7 protein-coding genes and 3 pseudogenes are annotated in these 16,559 nt (G+C 62.8%); 1 reads left to right on the top strand and 9 read right to left on the bottom strand.

Annotated features, from left to right (window positions below):
- Positions 1 to 624, bottom strand: a 624-nt coding sequence (locus tag AA75_RS01290; protein WP_255369483.1) for a transposase family protein, incomplete at its 3' end; no start/stop codon positions are given.
- A gap of 177 nt (positions 625 to 801) precedes the next feature.
- Between AA75_RS01290 and AA75_RS46940 the strand changes: the two genes are divergently transcribed.
- Positions 802 to 1,092 (top strand): hypothetical protein, encoded by a 291-nt coding sequence (locus tag AA75_RS46940; protein ID WP_149037880.1) that lies wholly within the window; start codon positions 802 to 804, stop codon positions 1,090 to 1,092.
- A 41-nt stretch (positions 1,093 to 1,133) separates the two neighbouring features.
- Here the strand turns inward: AA75_RS46940 and AA75_RS01285 are convergent, their stop codons facing one another.
- The 8 genes and pseudogenes from AA75_RS01285 to AA75_RS01260 all read right to left on the bottom strand — a co-directional run.
- Positions 1,134 to 6,227 (bottom strand): RHS repeat domain-containing protein, encoded by a 5,094-nt coding sequence (locus AA75_RS01285; RefSeq protein ID WP_082526163.1) that lies wholly within the window; start codon positions 6,225 to 6,227, stop codon positions 1,134 to 1,136.
- A gap of 33 nt (positions 6,228 to 6,260) precedes the next feature.
- Positions 6,261 to 9,152: a hypothetical protein gene (locus tag AA75_RS46935; protein ID WP_149037879.1), complete on the bottom strand. Its 2,892-nt coding sequence runs from the start codon at positions 9,150 to 9,152 to the stop codon at positions 6,261 to 6,263.
- Positions 9,153 to 9,464: 312 nt separating this feature from the next.
- Positions 9,465 to 12,428 carry a hypothetical protein gene (locus AA75_RS01280; protein WP_149037878.1) on the bottom strand — a complete coding sequence of 988 codons (2,964 nt, stop codon included), beginning with the start codon at positions 12,426 to 12,428 and terminating at the stop codon, positions 9,465 to 9,467.
- Positions 12,429 to 13,201: 773 nt separating this feature from the next.
- Entirely contained in the window at positions 13,202 to 13,318 is a 117-nt protein-coding gene (locus tag AA75_RS53900) for a hypothetical protein (protein WP_368666542.1), read from the bottom strand.
- Positions 13,319 to 13,442: 124 nt separating this feature from the next.
- Positions 13,443 to 13,949: pseudogene (locus tag AA75_RS51590) on the bottom strand (IS5 family transposase); the annotation flags it as partial.
- A gap of 330 nt (positions 13,950 to 14,279) precedes the next feature.
- Positions 14,280 to 14,744: pseudogene (locus AA75_RS01270) on the bottom strand (IS5 family transposase); the annotation flags it as partial.
- A gap of 138 nt (positions 14,745 to 14,882) precedes the next feature.
- Positions 14,883 to 16,082 (bottom strand): IS4 family transposase, encoded by a 1,200-nt coding sequence (locus tag AA75_RS01265; protein WP_199520236.1) that lies wholly within the window; start codon positions 16,080 to 16,082, stop codon positions 14,883 to 14,885.
- A 56-nt stretch (positions 16,083 to 16,138) separates the two neighbouring features.
- Positions 16,139 to 16,480 (bottom strand): annotated as a pseudogene (locus AA75_RS01260) (transposase); the annotation flags it as partial.
- Positions 16,481 to 16,559: the final 79 nt, after the last annotated feature.

The raw sequence follows: 16,559 nt of genomic DNA, 5'->3' as shown, positions 1-16,559 counted from the left end.
GTAGTGCGCCTTCTTCTCCTCGACCAGGAACCGGACGTGGTCGCGCTGGGTGTGCAGCGCGTCCGCGGTCACCACCGCCCCGGCCAGGTCGAACGGGGCCAGGAGGGCGGCGAAGCAGGTGATCTCGTTGGTCTTGTCCGGCACGCGTAGCTGGGTCACGGTCCGGCCGGTGCCGGTCACCGCGGCCAGCAGGTGAGCCGCGGGAGTGTCGTCGGTGCGCGAGCCGCGGGCGCTCTTGCCGTCCACCGCGACCGTGCCCGCCCCGGCCGGGTCGGCGCCGGTGAGGTCGGCCAGGCCACCGGGACACACCGCGCCGATCACCCGCCGGATCGTCGAGGTGCTGGGCGCCACGCACACGCCGAACACGCCTACCGTCCGTGCTCCGAGCCTGGCCAGGGCGTGCTGGGGTGCCTCGGAGGCCCAGTGCCCGATCGCCCGGAACGACCGGGCGCCGCCCAGCACCGCCGAAGCCGCGACCAGCACCACGCTCACCAACGGGTGACGCCGGCCACGCGGATCACGCGGGTCCACCAGCAACGCCAGCCGGTCCACAAGACCGGCACCGCTCCCGAGTTGACGAACAGGCGGATCGGCGAGGCAGCAGGTGGCAGACTGACGACGCATCGAGGCTCCGGTTCAGGGCGACGGACAAGGTCACCCCTTCAACCGGAGCCTCGATGCGTTCGCAACGGCCAGACGCCACCCCATCACACCGCCGTGACCTGCACACTTGCATGATCGCCAGGACTTTGAATCAGCCCTGGCTACCCGGGCGGGAAGCGGTTCCGGGAGCGCGTGTACGTGATCACCGACCTGTCATTGCGGCAGGCCTGCCCGCAGTGGATCGGCGAACGAGGCACTTCGGGCATCGAGAACAGGGTCCACTACATGCGGGACATAACACTGGGTCTGAATGCCTTCCGCATTCGCACCGACCATGGAGCCCAGAACATGGCCACGTTGTTATCAGTCGCGACAAACTTTCTGCGCAGGACCGGAAGCTCCATCGCGGACGCACGCCGCCGACTGGCCTCGCACCATGCACAGCCCCGGTCGGGCTTTTCGTCATTCCTCGTGACCTGCGCATTCTGACAGCGCGCCTCCTAGAAGCAAGAGGCGCGCTGTCGAGATTTCTACCGGTCCGAGAGAAGGTTGTTGGATACAGTACTCTCTCTGCCGCCAGAGCCCTTGCTCCAGCTGTTTGCATCTTCCATTTCGATATTCATCGACTTTTCAATGTGAGAGGATTGCTTTGCCTTTTTCCTGGCTTTCGATGATGCATCAAATGCACGCTCCGAACCAAATCCTGACACCATGGTCATGAAGGTCAATCGGTCCTCCATGGTTTCGCTCAGGAATCCCTGTCCGCGACTCTCGACCGCGAAGCTGTTCGCATTCATAACCATGGCAGGGGCTATGACCCCTAGGCCGTAATACGCTAGCGCATTACGGGCCTCATCTCTGGACTTTACGGCATGCTCCAGGGGGGATTTAGCTGCTAGCTTTACCTTCTCCTGCGGAGAGAGAGACGCCACCTTGCTGTCGAGCTTGGCTTCTTTAGCCTTCGAGGCCGCACTGGCGGGCTTTGCTTTTGCTGCAACCTTGGAGGTGGTTTTTGAAACTGATGAGGCAGCTTTCGCCGTCATTTTTCCGACAGTGCTCGAGGTGCGCGCAGCAGTGCCGACAAAAGGAATCACGGAGGCAACCTCCAGAGCGATGAAGGTGTACTGAACCTCCTTTTTCGAGAAAGCCTCGGCAAGGAAGTCTGTGACGTTTTCAGGTAGCGCCGTGAGAACCTTCTCCATGACCCAATTGAAACCTTCCATGATCTTGTCAGGAATATACCAGGCATATTCCCAGGCCTTGACGATGGCGTCCCAGACAGCGCTGCCGCCGCTCGGGTCAAGCTTCATGATCGGATTGGTGTCGAAAGCCATGAACCTGTTGAGCAGGGGCTCGACGTCCGCGGTCGTGAATCGACCTTGGCTGGGATCGTAGGTACGGGTCGAGAGATGGTAGGAACCTGTCCCGTGGTTGCGGTACTCGCCGCCGAAGCCCATCGGATTAACCCGGGCCTGCTCGCGGGCGCCCTGCGCCGGAGTCGCGGGCGGCAGTGCGGACCCGTCCGAGCGTGCAGGGGAGCCGTACGGGCTGTAGTCGTAGCTCGTATGCAGCTTTCCGTCGTTGTCGGTGAGCCCCCGTACGCTGCCGTGGCGGTCAACGAGGAAGTAGTCGGTGGTCGTGCTCGGGTCATCCCCGAATTCCGTCAGCGTACGGGCCTCGCGGGAGGTCGGCCCCATCAGGTAGGAGCCGATACTCCGGTCGGAACCATCAGCGTTCGAGTGGGTGTCGTTGGCGAGGAATCCCTCAGGGGAGTAATGGAAGCGTGTGACGGCGGGAGCGTCGCCAGTGGTGACCGACGCCGCCCGCGTGCCATCGGCCCAGTACTGGTACTCGGTGGTCGTGCCGTCCGCACTCTGCACCGAAACAGGCTGGTTGGCGGCATTGTAGGTGTAGCGGTTACCTTGGTGATCAAGTGTCAGGTTTCCGCGTTCGTCGCTCCACTCCTGCGCTCGGGATTGGCCGTCGGTGGTGATGGTCCGGAGGCGACCGTTGTCGTCGATCTCGTTGGTGGCGACACTGGTGGTGCCGTTCGAGGTGGTTACCGTCCGCACGACGTCGCCGGCAGCGTTGATCTCCGGATACTCCACGCTGTGCAGGACCGCACCCTGCTCGGAAGTGCCCTGGTGGACCTGCGCTTTGATCAGCCGGTTGTAGGCGTCGTACCGGTATGCCGTGGTGGTGGTCGCCGATTGACCGGTCTCGGGATCGGGTCGGGTCTCGGTGGCGCTGGCCACCTGGCCGTGTCCGTCGTAGGTGTACGAGGCATCGGCGAGCACCGCGCCTTCAAATCCGGTGGTGCGCTGGGTCTTGAGCTGTCCGCTGTCCCAGAAGGTGAAATGGGTTGTGCTGTTCTCGCGCTCGACGCGCTCCGGCCGCGCCATCTCGTCGTAGAAGTAGCGCGTGCTTGCAAGCCTGGTCGTACCATCCGCCGCGTACTGGACAGCCTCACGCATCGCGCCGTGGCCGTAGTAACCGTAAGCGGTGATGAGACCGGCGGCATCGGTAGTGCGCTCGAGTCGGCCTGCGTCGTCGAACGCCTGGGTCAGCACAGCACCGTCGGGGTGGTCCGGGCTCGCCGGGTAGGTGATCGAGGTGGTGTAGCCATCGGTGTTGTACTCGTATGAAATCCTCGTCTTCTCTGGGTTGTCGGGATCCCACACGTGGCTCACGGTACCGGTGGTGTGGTTGTACTCGAAGTGACGCTTGACCGGCTGTATGCCCTCCGCAGTGATGACGGTGTCGGTCAGTCGGCCGGTCTTCTCGTCGTAGTCGTTATGGGTCGTGGACAGCACGGTACCGTCGGAGCGGGTGGTGGTCGCCGTCTTGACCTGGCCGTCGGCCGCGTACTGGTAGGTGATGTAGACGCCGTCGGGGTAGGTCACTCGTTCCGGCCGGCCGGCCGCGTCGAACACGGCTCGGGTACCCGAACGAATGCGGTCCGGGTCATCGGCGGGGGTAAGACTCTTCGAGCGTGACTCTCCGAGGACGTTGAGGTCCCGCTTCGCGGTGATGGCGGTCCCAGGGAAGCGATCGGTCGCAGTCGGGGTGAGAGTGTTGCCCTCGTTCAAGCCTCCGGTGCCGTGGATCGGCGTGACCTCGACGTCGTTCTCCACCGCACCGGCGTCGCGGCCGATGCCGTCGAACGACCGGCTGGAGTCAGGCGTCTCGGTACCGTCGGAATAGTCGGTACTACTACAGACCATACGACCCTCGGAGTCGAGGGAATCCTTCTGCGTGATCTTGGCTTGCTCGCGGTCGCTGCCTGCGGGAATCGTGTACTGAGTGAGTGAGCTGACGCCTGTTGCACATGCCTCGTGAGATGCTGCGTCGTCGTAGTGAGTCTGCTGTGTAACACCGTTCGGCCTGCGCACCTCGACGACACGCCCTGCCAGGTCTTTGGTCTCCACGGTCGGCTTGTCGGCCCCCGGAGAAGTCGTCTCGGTCACCCGCCCGGTCACGTCATAGGTGACCTTACGCAGTTCACGGGCATTGTCGGCGCCCACGGGCTTACCACCCTTGACGTTGTCGGTCATTCGGGTGGGGCGGCCGAGCTCGTCCGTCTGATGGGTGACACGCCTGCCGTCCGGAGTCTGAACGGTGCGTTCACGGACACCACTGTAGGTGGTACTCGTGGTGAGACTGCGGTCCGTCCCGGCGAACCTGGTCTCGGCGATCCGACGTCCGGCGACATCGTGCTCGAACCGGGTGACCTTGCCGCCGGCGTCCCTCTGCTCGACGACCGCGTTGGTCGAGAGGTCCCGAACCTCGACAAGCTTCGCCTCTGACGGGCCGCCCTTGTCTACGGTCGTCGTCTGGGTGAGTCGGAGCCCGCCGGTGATCGGGTCCTTGCCGATCTCGCGGTCGTACATCTCCTCGGCGCGCTCCGGCGGGGTGCTTGCGTCGCCCGTCGAAGTGACCGTCTTCCGCGTCAACTCACCTCTCCCGTCGACCGCGAAGGAGGTCGTGCTTCGGCTGGAAAACGGTCCGCCAGCCTCGGCGACGGACTCCGTGGTCGACTCGACCGACTTACCGTCGGACGTCAGCCGGTTGACAACCTCCTTGGTGGGACCGCCAGGTGCAGTCGTTGTCGTCTTGACCGGCTGGCTGTACGGGCCGTACTCGGTCGTCGTCGTGACACCATCTGCGTCCGTGGTGGAGGATGGGAGGCCCAGACCGTTGTAAGTGGTCTTCTGAGTCTGCTTGTACTGTCCGCCCTCCCGGTTGCGTGCGGTGACGTCAGTCTGGATGGCCCAGGCATTGTTCGGTTTGAGGTCCGCCACCCTGGGAGCCCTGCCCTCCACCTCTCCGGGGTAGGACAGCTCGACTTCCTGAGATGTGCCTTGACGACTACCCTCCACCCACAACGTCTCGCTCTTCTTGAGCAAATGGAATTTGTTGTATGTAGAGCGCACTGCCGAATACCTGTCGGACAGCTCGGTCGTGTAGGAGTATGCGGTGGCATCGTCGGACTCGTACAGCCCGTCGGTGCCCTTACCGTGGAAATTTGGATATCCCGTAAAGTTGCGCGCCGAGCCATCCGGGGAGAACCTGAACGAACGGGTCGGGATGAGCTCCTTGTCATCGTCATTCGTGACCTTGAGTGTTTCCACCGCCAGTGCTCCAGGCTGGTTTGGCACGTTCTGGTAGGAAATCTGGGTCACGCCTCCTGCAGGCGAGAAGACCTGGCTCAGCAGTTTCGCCTGGTTGGGCCCATAAGTGTTGTACCTGAAATGAATGGAGCCCTGTTCGCCAGGGAGGTTGATCCATTCGAGCACCCCGCCGTCGAAGGAAAGAATGGTATCCGGAGTGCGCTCGTCGCTACTTTCAGAGCGTGCCGGAGGGACGATATGCGTCCCGTCTGGCTTTTCGGCAAAGAGCGTCTTCTGCCCATATGCATCAATGACCGATTCGGGCTTGAAAGAGGGTTTTCCAGTACCACCTTCGACCGTGCTCCAGGTCATGTCCATCCGATTGCCGAACCGATCGGCCCGGGCAATCATGTTTCCATCCTCGCCAAAGTATTCGGCTTCGCCGGTAGCCGTATACTCCAGCGTGTAGTGGTACGGACGGGCGCCGTCCACACCCTCACGTTCCGGCAGCACGCCAGAATCCTGGGAGAATTTCAAATCCTCCCCCATGTAATTCTTCAGCCTAGACGGTGAATTTTCGTCATATCCGTACGATCCTCCGGATGCGGGATGAATCTGTAGACCGCCCACCGGATCGACGTAGGGAACGCTTACACCCCAACCCGCACCCCATCCATAGCGGTCCGTCCCAGCGGCGGCACGTTCCTGGTCATAGTTCAGGGTGAGCGAGGTGGCGAATCCACTCGGCCCGTCCATCTTGAGAAGCGGGAATGAGGTTCTGAACCGTCCGGTACGCGGATCGATGTCGCCACTGAGCTCACCACTCATGGTGAATGCGCCCGAGACAGGCGGCGGCAGGGTGCCCGCCGACGCCGGTGTCGCGGCAGACAGCGTTACGATCGGGGCCGTAGTCACCGCCGTCAGCACGGCTACGCTCAGCGCCAGGCGGCGCCGCACAGGGTGCATTGCTGTCTGACGGGTACCCGGCTGGCCGGACGGTGCACGGGGAGTCATGTCATGCTCCTAAGAATCTAACGGTCGTGGATCTCAGGACCGCGGTCCATCGATGTAGCGCCCATGAGTGATGAGTGCCGCATTGAAGAGGCTTCCGTTGAAGCCGCTGTCGAGGTACGCCGTCTTGCCCTCGATCCGCATCGGTGTCTGGATAAGTGCCTTTCGGTCGTAAGGGAGCGGAAGGCTCTCGACCGCATGCGCCACTCGACTCGCCCACATGAGGCCGATTGCCGGACCAGTTCCGTTGCGAGCATCTAGGCCCGCTTGGAAAAGGGCGGGATGAGTCTTCCCGTCGGCCTCTGGGTTGGCCAACTGACAGACACCCTCCTCGATGGGGCACGGGCCGGCTTGAAGGCCGATCTGAGGAGATCCGGTTATCGACGGAGCGGAAGTATTTGTGTAAAAGTTGAACTGGCCGCTGTGACTGACTGATCCATCCTCGAGATATCCATTGACGAGAAATGCCGTGGTCGTACTGGTGGTCGAAAGGTACACCCTGTATCGAGATTCCAAAGCTGCCAGTTCAGTATTTGAGTAGCTCCCCTTGTTGGATTCCACCGAGATATAGTTGGAAAGCTTTCCTTCCTGATAGAGGCCAGTGATCAACTTTCCTGATGTTTCACGGAAATAGAGAAGACTGTAGAACGGGTGAGATGGCTCGAGGGCGGATGCCGTTCCGTCTTTAATCACGACATCAACAGGAGCCTGGTCGAGACCGTTCGGCGCAATTGATGGCGTCGAGAAATGGTGAAAGAATGATGGCTTGACGGTGCTAGAAACCGCCTCTGGCGCAGCATTGTCAAGATCACTGATAATGATCGGTGTCGATTTCAAGCCATTGGAGACTCGAATCTTCGAAAGTTTCACCCCGTTAGTCTCCTGGCTTTCCCAGAAAAAACTTGCGGGGCCGAGAGTAATTTTGTCTCCGTCCCGGACCGGTTCGGATGCAGGCATTAGCTTGCCCAACTGATGGGACCACGTGATGCCGTTGGTACTGCCTTCGACGGTCAGAGCAGGAAGAACTGCTTGGGTACGGGATCCGGAATCAGGAACGATCCATTCGGCGCCGGATACATCGAATCTATAGACCACCGACTTTCCCTTGTCCTCGGCGGCCTTGCTGACCAGCCGCTGGCCCGTCACCTGAGGTGCTGCCGCTGCTTGCGGTGAGGCTCCCTCGATCACAAGCTTGTACCCGGCTTCCAACCTTTCAGTTTTAAGCCTAAGCCCCTTGTCGCCTACCTGCTCCTTGACGGTCACCGCGCCATTACTCTGCTCGATCCGCGCGATTGTCCGCGCACCGGGATTTCCTGTCGGATTCAGCACGACATATGCGTACCTGGCGTCTGCATCACCGCACCACCCCTTGTCCGATGATGTCATGACATCAGAGGAAAACGCCTCGCCTTGTACGCCGGGCTGGATCTCTTGCGTGGTTCCGCCCGACCAGCATCCCTTGTCTTCGTTGACGTCGGACTTAACCGCCACCTGCACAGATTCCGCCGAAGTATTGTCGACGGCGAATTTCAAGGTATGCCGGCCGGGGTACCACTGATAGGCTTTTTTATCGTCCATCGCCATTGGAGGCTTATTGGTGATCTTGTCTTCGCGCCCCAACGCCATCGGGCTGAGCTTCCCGTTTTCCTGGGACAGCACCGAGTGAGTCTGGTTACGCCATTGACCGGTCAGCAACTTCGGCTTCCCGTCTTTGGTGAGGACCGGGAGGTAGTTGATTGCCTCGACAGCGCCGCCGCCGGCTGGCGTCTCGGCTATCGGCGCTCCCGTACCGAGGTTTCCTTGGGGCTTGACGAGCATTGCTCGTCCGTTGTTGTGCCCGATTGCCAGAGAATCTTCGCTGCCCCACTTTCCGAAGGCAAAGGACGTAGGTGCCTCAAAACCGTCCCGGCCCTCAGGGGAACTGCTGCTGCTCCAGTCCGACCAGATCTGGTCGTAGGTTCCGGAGGAGAGATTCCTTACCTGAACCCTCTGCAGATTTTCGCTGGCCAGGCCAATGGCTACGCCGAACTTTCCGCCTCCTATCTCTCCGATTCCGAGCGAAGAAACCGTCTGCTTGTCGGTCCAGGATCCAAGCCATTGCCTGTGTTTTATGGTGCCGGTGTCGGTGTCGACGAAATCGACCAGGGCTTCTCGCTGAGTCTCCCAACTGTCACCGAAATGCAGCCAATCCTTGTTCTTCTCCCAGAAATATGCGACGGAGTGCCCGGCGGCCAGGATCCTCTCGTCGCCATTCTCTCCCTTAACGACCCCGAATGCGAGAGCGGTGATTTGAGGGAGTCGATATTCCCAGCCTGCGAGAACTATTCCGTCCCGCCGATCTTCCGCTCGCCATTTATCTGAGGAGTGCTGGAGGATCGTCGTGGCGCCGCAGGATTCCGCTGCGCATCCGCTTCTAGGGTCTACCTTGTACACTTTCGGCGTACGTGCTTGGTCCGGCCCAGTTAGGCCGGAAATGTAGAGCTCCTTGGCGTCACCGGCAAGCTGCAACCCGCTTACTCCGTTGTTGTGAGCGAAATTCTTGTAGTTTGCCGACCAGCGCTTCTCGTCCAGCCCTGGGCTCAGGTCTGTCTGGGTCTCGGAGAGCAGTGCACCGCCTCGGCTGGGGTGGTCGTAGATCCGTAGGAAGTACGCATTGGATTGATCCGACTCGATGACCGCGCGCTGGTCGTAGTTCTTGCCCAGAAAGTCTGCGATCACCTCGTTGCGCCGTAGAGTCGGGGGGGAAGAATCCTCCGGGATGCTCTCCTCTATGGTGGCATCCCTCTCCGCTGCGACCAGCGCATCCGTTTCCTGAATGTCTGCTTCCGAAGCGGCCGCAGCTGGCTGAACGAACGCTAGCGTCGATGCGGTCGCGATGAAACCGGCGCTGACCGATACCCCGATCCGGCTCAGGAAAATCTTCTTCACTGACATCATAGCCATTCTGGTCATCCATATCTGATAATTCGTGGCGCTGGGTTCAACAGGCCGGATCAGGAGTCGAACTCATCTCTGCCATTGGACACCACCGAGCACCCGGCAAGCGTCCACCGATCGGCGGGTCAGGGGGATGAAATGAGCTCCAAGAGATTGGAATCTTCTACACTGCGTCCATCTGGGGCGCCTTCCATCATGTGAGCGGGAACGCCCTGCCCGTCTCGCTGGATGATTCAAGCGCCCACAACGGCGAACCGGGCGTGTTGTTGAAGATTAAGGGGGTATTCCCGACCGCTTGATCCGTTATTGCCCTGACGGCATTGATGGCAGGATGGCAGTAACGAGATCGCCATGGGTCGTGATCCTCGTGCGAATCATTTCATTAGGTGTGAAAATTTGGGCAGCGTCCCGCAGAATTGCCCTCGTGGATTGAGTCTCAAGAGGGGTTAGGTGGCGATCAACGTCGGTTTTATCGCCTGTGACGGTTCGCAGCGGGAGGCTTGCGTTGTCGGTGCGAGCGTGAGGGTTGAGAGCGACACCGATGAGCGGGGGCCCGCCCTTGGACCGAGCCTGATACAGGGCCGGTTGAGTGCTGCTTGGGGCGACGAGCCGGCAGGTGTCCTCAGGGCAGCCCTTGATGGCGATTCCACCGACTGCATAGCCGCTATTGTCAGCGGAGCTGGCCGTCAGCGCGGTTCGGGAAGCCGTCACCTTCATGTCTTTGGTCTGGTTATTATTCCGCCATTCATTGCCGTTGAGGTTTATGTAGGCCCTGACAGCCTGGTTTGCCGTGTTGGCGTGGTTGGCCGTGGACAAGTAGAAACGGTAGTTGGAGTTTTCGGTGCCGGTTGGCTGGTACTGCCCTCGCACAGGTGTGATCGACATGTACTGGTCGAAGTCCTCGCCGGTCCTGTGGAGCCCGGTGATCAGGCTGCTGGTTGCCGTGTCCCGGAAGAAGAGGTAGTCATAGGCTCGTTCCTCGAGAGCTGGGGTGCCCGGAGCAATATAGGGCGTGATCACCAGAGGGACCTGGTCTACGCCGTTGGGCCGTGGGACGGCGTTCGTTGCTGCAGTAGGTGCCAGTGGTGCGTCGGTGAGTACGGGCGGTTTGGGGAGCGATCCGAGGTCGATCGAGCTTCCGCGTTGATCGCCGGCGCTTACCCGCAGTTTGGTATACTGCGGGCCCTTGGCGTTTTCCCAGTAGAAGCTTGCTGAGCCCATGGTGAGAAGGCCGTCTTTGAGGGTTGGCGCCGAGGCAGGGATCAAGTCACCGACATCGGTCCAGGTCATTCCGTTCGTGGTTCCTTGAACTTTCAAGGGGGGGATAACTGCATTATCAAGGTGCTCAGCTCCCTCTATTCTCCACTGGGCACCAGTGACGTCCACCCGGTAGACGGTCAGTCCGGGGTCATTGTTGTGAGGCTGGTTCACCAGGCGGTGCCCGGTCGCTTGGGGGGCGGTTACCGCTTTCACGGCGGAGAATTCGTCCTCCACCACCAGCCGGTAGGCGTGTGGGTCGTTCTCGTCCCGCTGGGCGGTGAGCTTGGTCCCGGAGCCGGAGTTATCCCAGGCCACGGTCAGAGAACCGTTGTCGACCTGGAGTTTGAACGTCGTCGGCTCGCTGTGCTTCTGGCTGTCCTGGACCTGGAGGTATGTGTATGTCCCGCCGTCAGCTGCGCAGCGTCCCTGATCGGAAAGCATCGATGCCACCGAGGTGAAGCTCTGGGGTTCGCCAGGGCGGACGGTGTGCGGTTCCTCAGGGAAGGGCACGCCGTCGGCGACGGCGGCATTCCGCCAGCAACCGAGGTACTCGTCGCCGGGCTTGGCGGGGGACATCCGTACGTCAATGTCGTTTCCCTTGCGGTTCTCCACCGTCAGGCGGGGCGCAATATAGCCGGGGTAGATCGTGCGAGCCGTGTCCCCATCCGTCTTGTCGTTGATTTCAGCCCTGCCATCCCTGATGGCTTGGCCAACGGCGCTGGCGCGTAGCTCGGTCCCCTCGTCGCCGGAGCGGCCGGTGTCCTCCAGAACGGTATGTTCCCCGCCGCCGACGCGACCCACCATCAGCCGTTCCTTGCCGGAGGAGTCGGTAAAGAAGTTGATTCCGGCAACCGGGGCATTCTTCAGAGCAGGCTGAGTGGTGATCGGTGAACTCTTCCCGCTTCCATTGCCCGATGCTTTCATGATGCTGACCTTGCCCGAGTTGGTCCCGACCGCGAGGACCTGCTCGCCCTTCCAACGGCCGTAGGCCAGAGTGGTAGGCGAGTTGGCACCGTCCCGTGCCTCCTCAGGCTTTACATCCATCCAGTCGCCCCACCTGGTCTCCGTCTTTCCGTCCTTCAAGGATATGACGTGCAGCTGGTTGATCGCCCCGCCATTCATCCCGACGGCCAGCGAAGATTCGCCGTTTCCAAGATCGCCGATCGCCAGGGAGGACGGCATGGAACCGTTATCTGTTGTTGGCAGATCAATGGTGTAGATGGGATTAGTGGCCCAGATGTCGTCAGCATCATAGATCTGAACTCTAGGACTCTCCTGCTTCTGGTATGACTCAGGTACCCCATCGTCTATCCAGACATCGTTTTTGTCGAAGAAGTGGGCTGTAGATGTCGCTACGGCGATCATTCTTTTCCCGTCGACATTGCCGATCGCCGTGGCCGTCGCGAAAGGCCTTTCCGTGTCCCACCCGATCATGCGACCCCAGTTCCACCAATCCGTTATCCAGCGCTCCTTCCGATCATATGTTCCTCTACCCAGATGGCGTGGGGATTGAAAATCACTGAGGTCTTCGTTCGTGCTGATCAGAACTGGCTGCCCGCCCATATTTCCGGCTATATAGAGCCCTTTTGCGTCGCCTGATAGTTGAACCTTGTCGAGCTCGCTGGATTTTGCAAAGGGCCGCACGTCGTCGATGAAGGACCCCCGGGAGTCGTTGGTTGCCCCGGTAACCTCGATCTTTAGTTCACGTAGTTTGCTTCCGCCCCAGTCGGGGTGGTCGTAGATGCGCACAAAGCCGTCCTCGATGACGGCCCGCTGGTCGTGCCCCTTGTCGAAGAAGTCGGCGACGACCTCGCTGCGGTCCAACTTCGGGAGCTTGCCGCGTTCGTCCTGCTCCAGTGCGGGTGCGATCGCGGTTAGTTCGGTGTCTGCCGGCGATGCGGCGGCTGCCGGGACCGACAGGGCAATCGGAGCGCCCATGACCGCGCATGACACCGACACCGCTGCCCACCGTCCGTAACGTCCTTTGACGCCGCGCCTGAAGCTCATGGAAGTTCCCGCCTATGTGAGGTCTAGTTCACTCCATGGGACCGGACAGCACCGCCGAGACGCATCGGGAGATCGGCCCTAGAACCGGGGGACCCCCCCCTCCCCTTGGTCTCACCTGGCATCGTTTGGACGCGATCGTGTAAGGGTATGCAAGCCGCCGCGCCCTCCCTGTCGTTGCTCCCGCAAGAGGTTCTGACTGAGAAGCCGTTGTCTTTCCGTGAGTGATGGCGCCATTTCCGCAGGTCAGGCATAGGTTCGGCGTTTCGGCGGCAGGGACGAGGCGTCGTGTCGTCTCTTCGGTGGAGGTGCCGGGATGCCGTCGGTGATGGGGTTGCTGGAGGAGCGCGAACGCGCGGCTCGCCAGCGGGTGGAGGCCCTTCAGGCCGAGCTGCGGGAGGCGGAGTCCGTGTGGGAGCGGCTCGTGATCGCCCGCGAGACGGTGGCCGAGGTCCTGACGGGACCCCGCGGCGGTGAGGAAGAGGTGCCGGTCGTGACGGCCGCTGAGCGGCCGGCGCGAGTCCTGGCAGCGGCGCCGGGTTCGATGGTGCCGCACTGGCGGGAGGGTCTCGTCCCCGCGGTGCCGGCGCCGGACTATCAGCGGATCATGGATGCTCTCGTCGGCCGCAACGGGTCGTGCGGGGAAATGATGGACTGTCGGCAACTCGCGGCAGCACTCGGGCTGGAGCCGGCTCCGGCGAAGGTGGAAGGGGTGCGGTCGAAGGCGAAGCGGCTGGCCGCGCGGGGCTGGCTGGCCGAGGAACGGCCGCGGGTGGTCAGCGTGGTCGCCGGGCGAGGCGTCGGCTCATGCCCATGCTCATCGACCAGCGGATCATCGCCTCGGAGGTGTCGGTGCGGCCCTCGTAGTCGCGGGCGAGTCGGCGTGAGCGCATCAGCCAGGCGAACGTCCGCTCGACCAGCCACCTTCTGGGCAGCACCGACGAAGCCCGTGGTGTCGTCGCTGCGTTTGACCACGCTCAGCGCGAGGCTCAGGACGTCGCGGGCGAGGTCGACCAGGCGTCCGGTGTAGCCGCCGTCGGCCCACACCAGCGTGATGCGCCAGTGCCGTTCGCGTAGCCGGGCCGGCAGCGTCCGGCCGGCCTCGCGGTCGGTGACCGAGGCCGCGGTGACCATCACCGCCAGCAGCAGCCCGAGGGTGTCCACCACGATGTGACGCTTGCGGCCGTTCACCTTCTTCCCGCCGTCGAATCCCCGGGTGGCGGCCGGCACCGACGCGGCGCCCTTCACCGACTGGGCGTCGACGATCCCCGCGGTCGGCTCCGGATCGCGGCCCGCCTCCTCGCGGACCCGGTCCCGCAGCCGGTCGTGGAACTCGGCGACCAGCCCCTTGTCCCGCCAGCGCCGGAAGAAGGCATAGACGCGGTCCCATGCGGGGAAGTCCGCGGGCATCGCCCGCCAGGTGATGCCACCCGCGACCAGGTAGCGCACAGCATCGACCATCTTCCGGTGGCAGTACCCCTCCGGCTGCCCGCCCCGGCCCTCCAGCCATCCCGGAACGGGCATGACGTCGCGCACCACGGCCCACTCCGCGTCGCTCATGTCGGACGGATACCTCGGTCGCCTGTGCGGGTGGTCCTCGGCGTTCCCGAACCGATGAGCGAGGCAATCACACCTCAGGGCACTGGAGTTGGACGACACCGGCACGGGCACGGGCACGGGCACGAAAGACTGCAGCACCAGGGGCCTCCTGTCGCTCAGTTGGATTCGACACCCACGAGCTGTACGGGAGGCCCCACTCTCATGCGCAGCCGGCCAGAAGATCACCCGACCGAGTCGACGACGCGAACTCACGTTCACCAAGATCGATAGAGCAACGGCCACTTAGAAGTCATCTCATTTGGAGAGTCTTCGGAGGCAGATGAGGGCTGCGGCGATGCTGGCGAAGGCGGCGAAGTGGTCGGCCTTGCGTTCGTAGCGGCGATGGAGCCGGCGGAAGCCGCCGAGCCGGGCCACGGTCCGCTCGATTACCCATCGGTGACGGCCGAGGCGCTGGGAGGACTCGACGCCTCGGCGGGCGATGCGTGCCGGGATCTGCCGTCGTCGCAGGTAGGAGCGGATGAAGCGGTGGTCGTAGGCTTTGTCGCCGTGCAGCTTCCCGGTTCTGCGTCGCCTGGGGCCGCGCCGCGAACGGATGGGCGGGATGGCGTCGGCCAGCGGGATCAGGACCTGGCTGTCGTGGACGTTGGCCCCGGAGATCGCGAGCGACAGGGGTAAACCGGTGCGTTCGGTGAGCAGGTGGATCTTCGACCCGTACTTGCCCCTATCGACAGGATTCGGACCTGTCAGCTCCCCCTTTTCAGGCAAGGCCGTGAAGTTATGGGCTGATCGGTGTTGTCGAGAGGAGGTCGATGCTGATGGTGGCCTTGTAGCCGCGTCGGTCGACGCGGAGGCTCTTGTAGGCGTATTTGGACAGGGGTCGTTTTGACGGCTCGGGGACTAGGGACTCACACGCAGGCGGCGGGCGGGCATGAGGTGCTCCAGAACCGCTCGCCCGATCGTGCCGATTAGGTCGATGACGGTGCCGGCGATGACGTTCGCGGCCTGGACGACCTGGTCGCGGGCGGCCTGGAGAGCGATCGAGTCCCGGCGTCCCAGCATGGTTTTCTTGATCGCAAAGTAGGCGGACTCGACTTCCCAGCGTTCGTGGTAGAGCTTGACCAGCTCGAGCGCGGGATGGGTGCGGTAGTCGAGCGGGGTGGTCGCCAGGCGGTAGACACCGGTGTGGTGTCCGGCAGTGGTGGCGATGGAGATCTCGCACTCGATGATGCGAACCTCCAACTCGCCGAAGCGAGAGAGGAACGAGCCGTCCGCGAAGCGCCGCAGGACGGACGGCTTGCGCGTGGCAGTGAGGCGGGCCAGGAAGGCGGCGCCGGTGGCGGCGGTGTGTTCGAGGAAGGCGTTGGAGGCGAAGCCGCGGTCCAGCAGCACGATCGTCCCGGGTCCGAGTGATCGCAGCAGACGCCGGCCGTAGGTGGTCTCGCCGGTGATGCGCGGTCCGAAAGCGGCGTCCAGGACAGCGCGGGTGCCGCAGGAGACCAGGGCCGTCAGGCAGATCTGCGGATAGCCGGCAGTGTTGAACCGGTTCGATCCCTTGCCCAGGTGGGCGCGGGTGGCCGGGGCGTCGGGGACGTCGAGGTAGGTGCCGTCGATGGCGACGACCAGCAGGCCGGCCCAGCGGGCTCCGGTGGTGCGGATCGCGCTCGCAGGCCCTCGCAGCAGATCGAACAGGGCGTGCAGCGGGCGCACTCCGAGTCGGCATCGCGCATGCCATAGCGCGGTCGAGGTGACTTTCGGTATCGGCAGCGAGCCGAGTGCGCCGGTCAGTTTGGACCACACGGCCGGGTAGCCGCATTCCTCGAACAGCGCGGCCGCCAGAAGCAGATACACGACGACTCTGGCCGGGAGCTTCCGCAGCCGCTCTTGTACGGCCCCGCACTCGGCGAGGACCTCATCGACCATGTCGAAGGGCACGATCTGGGTCAACTCGCCCAGATGGCCCGGCGCATAGATGCCTTCGGCTACCGCGATCTCGCGGGTGATGACACACTGACCGGACAGCGGAGCTCCCGAAGTTGAACGGCTCGTCTTGGCAGACGTCGTTCTACCGGGGCTCCGCTTCTTGCGTCCGGCGTTCATGCAGATCAGCCCACATCTGCGCGCCGGCCTCGGCCTGTAACTTCATGGCCTTGCCTTTTCAGGGCCCTCATGTTCACCGAGTCGACCGCGCACCGCGACCAGTCCAGCTCGCCCCGCGAACCGAGTTCGTCGAGGACGACCCGGTGGAGCTTGGCCCACACGCGGGCCTTTCTCCACTCGGTGAAGCGTCGATGGGCCGTCGGCCCGGACGGGCCGAAGCACGGCGGCAACTGGGCCCAGGTGCACCCGGAGGTCGCGACGAACACGATCGCCGCCAGAACCTCCCGGTCACCGTGTCGCCGCCGACCACCGCCCTGCGGACGAGTCGGCGCGTCCGGCACCACCAACTGGAAAAGCTCCCACAACTCGTCCGGCACCAGACGCTCCACGATCAGCACGCCCGGAGTCTACCCAACCGCCCCAAATGAGATGACTTCTTAGAAGCCGTTGTCGTACCGATAGCGACGGGCGTGTTTC

Origin of the sequence: Kitasatospora sp. MBT63, from assembly GCF_000710465.2 — a bacterium.
Taxonomy (GTDB): Bacteria; Actinomycetota; Actinomycetes; order Streptomycetales; family Streptomycetaceae; genus Kitasatospora.
The sequence above is the reverse complement of the archived record's forward strand: the minus strand, read 5'-3'. Positions and strand labels throughout refer to the sequence as shown.

Excerpts from the sequence above, each read along its gene's own strand:
- AA75_RS01285 (WP_082526163.1), bottom strand. The coding sequence starts at position 6,227 with ATGACTCCCCGTGCACCGTCCGGCCAGCCGGGTACCCGTCAGACAGCA.
- AA75_RS01280 (WP_149037878.1), bottom strand. The coding sequence starts at position 12,428 with ATGAGCTTCAGGCGCGGCGTCAAAGGACGTTACGGACGGTGGGCAGCG.
- AA75_RS53900 (WP_368666542.1), bottom strand. The coding sequence starts at position 13,318 with ATGCGCTCACGCCGACTCGCCCGCGACTACGAGGGCCGCACCGACACC.
- AA75_RS01265 (WP_199520236.1), bottom strand. The coding sequence starts at position 16,082 with ATGAACGCCGGACGCAAGAAGCGGAGCCCCGGTAGAACGACGTCTGCC.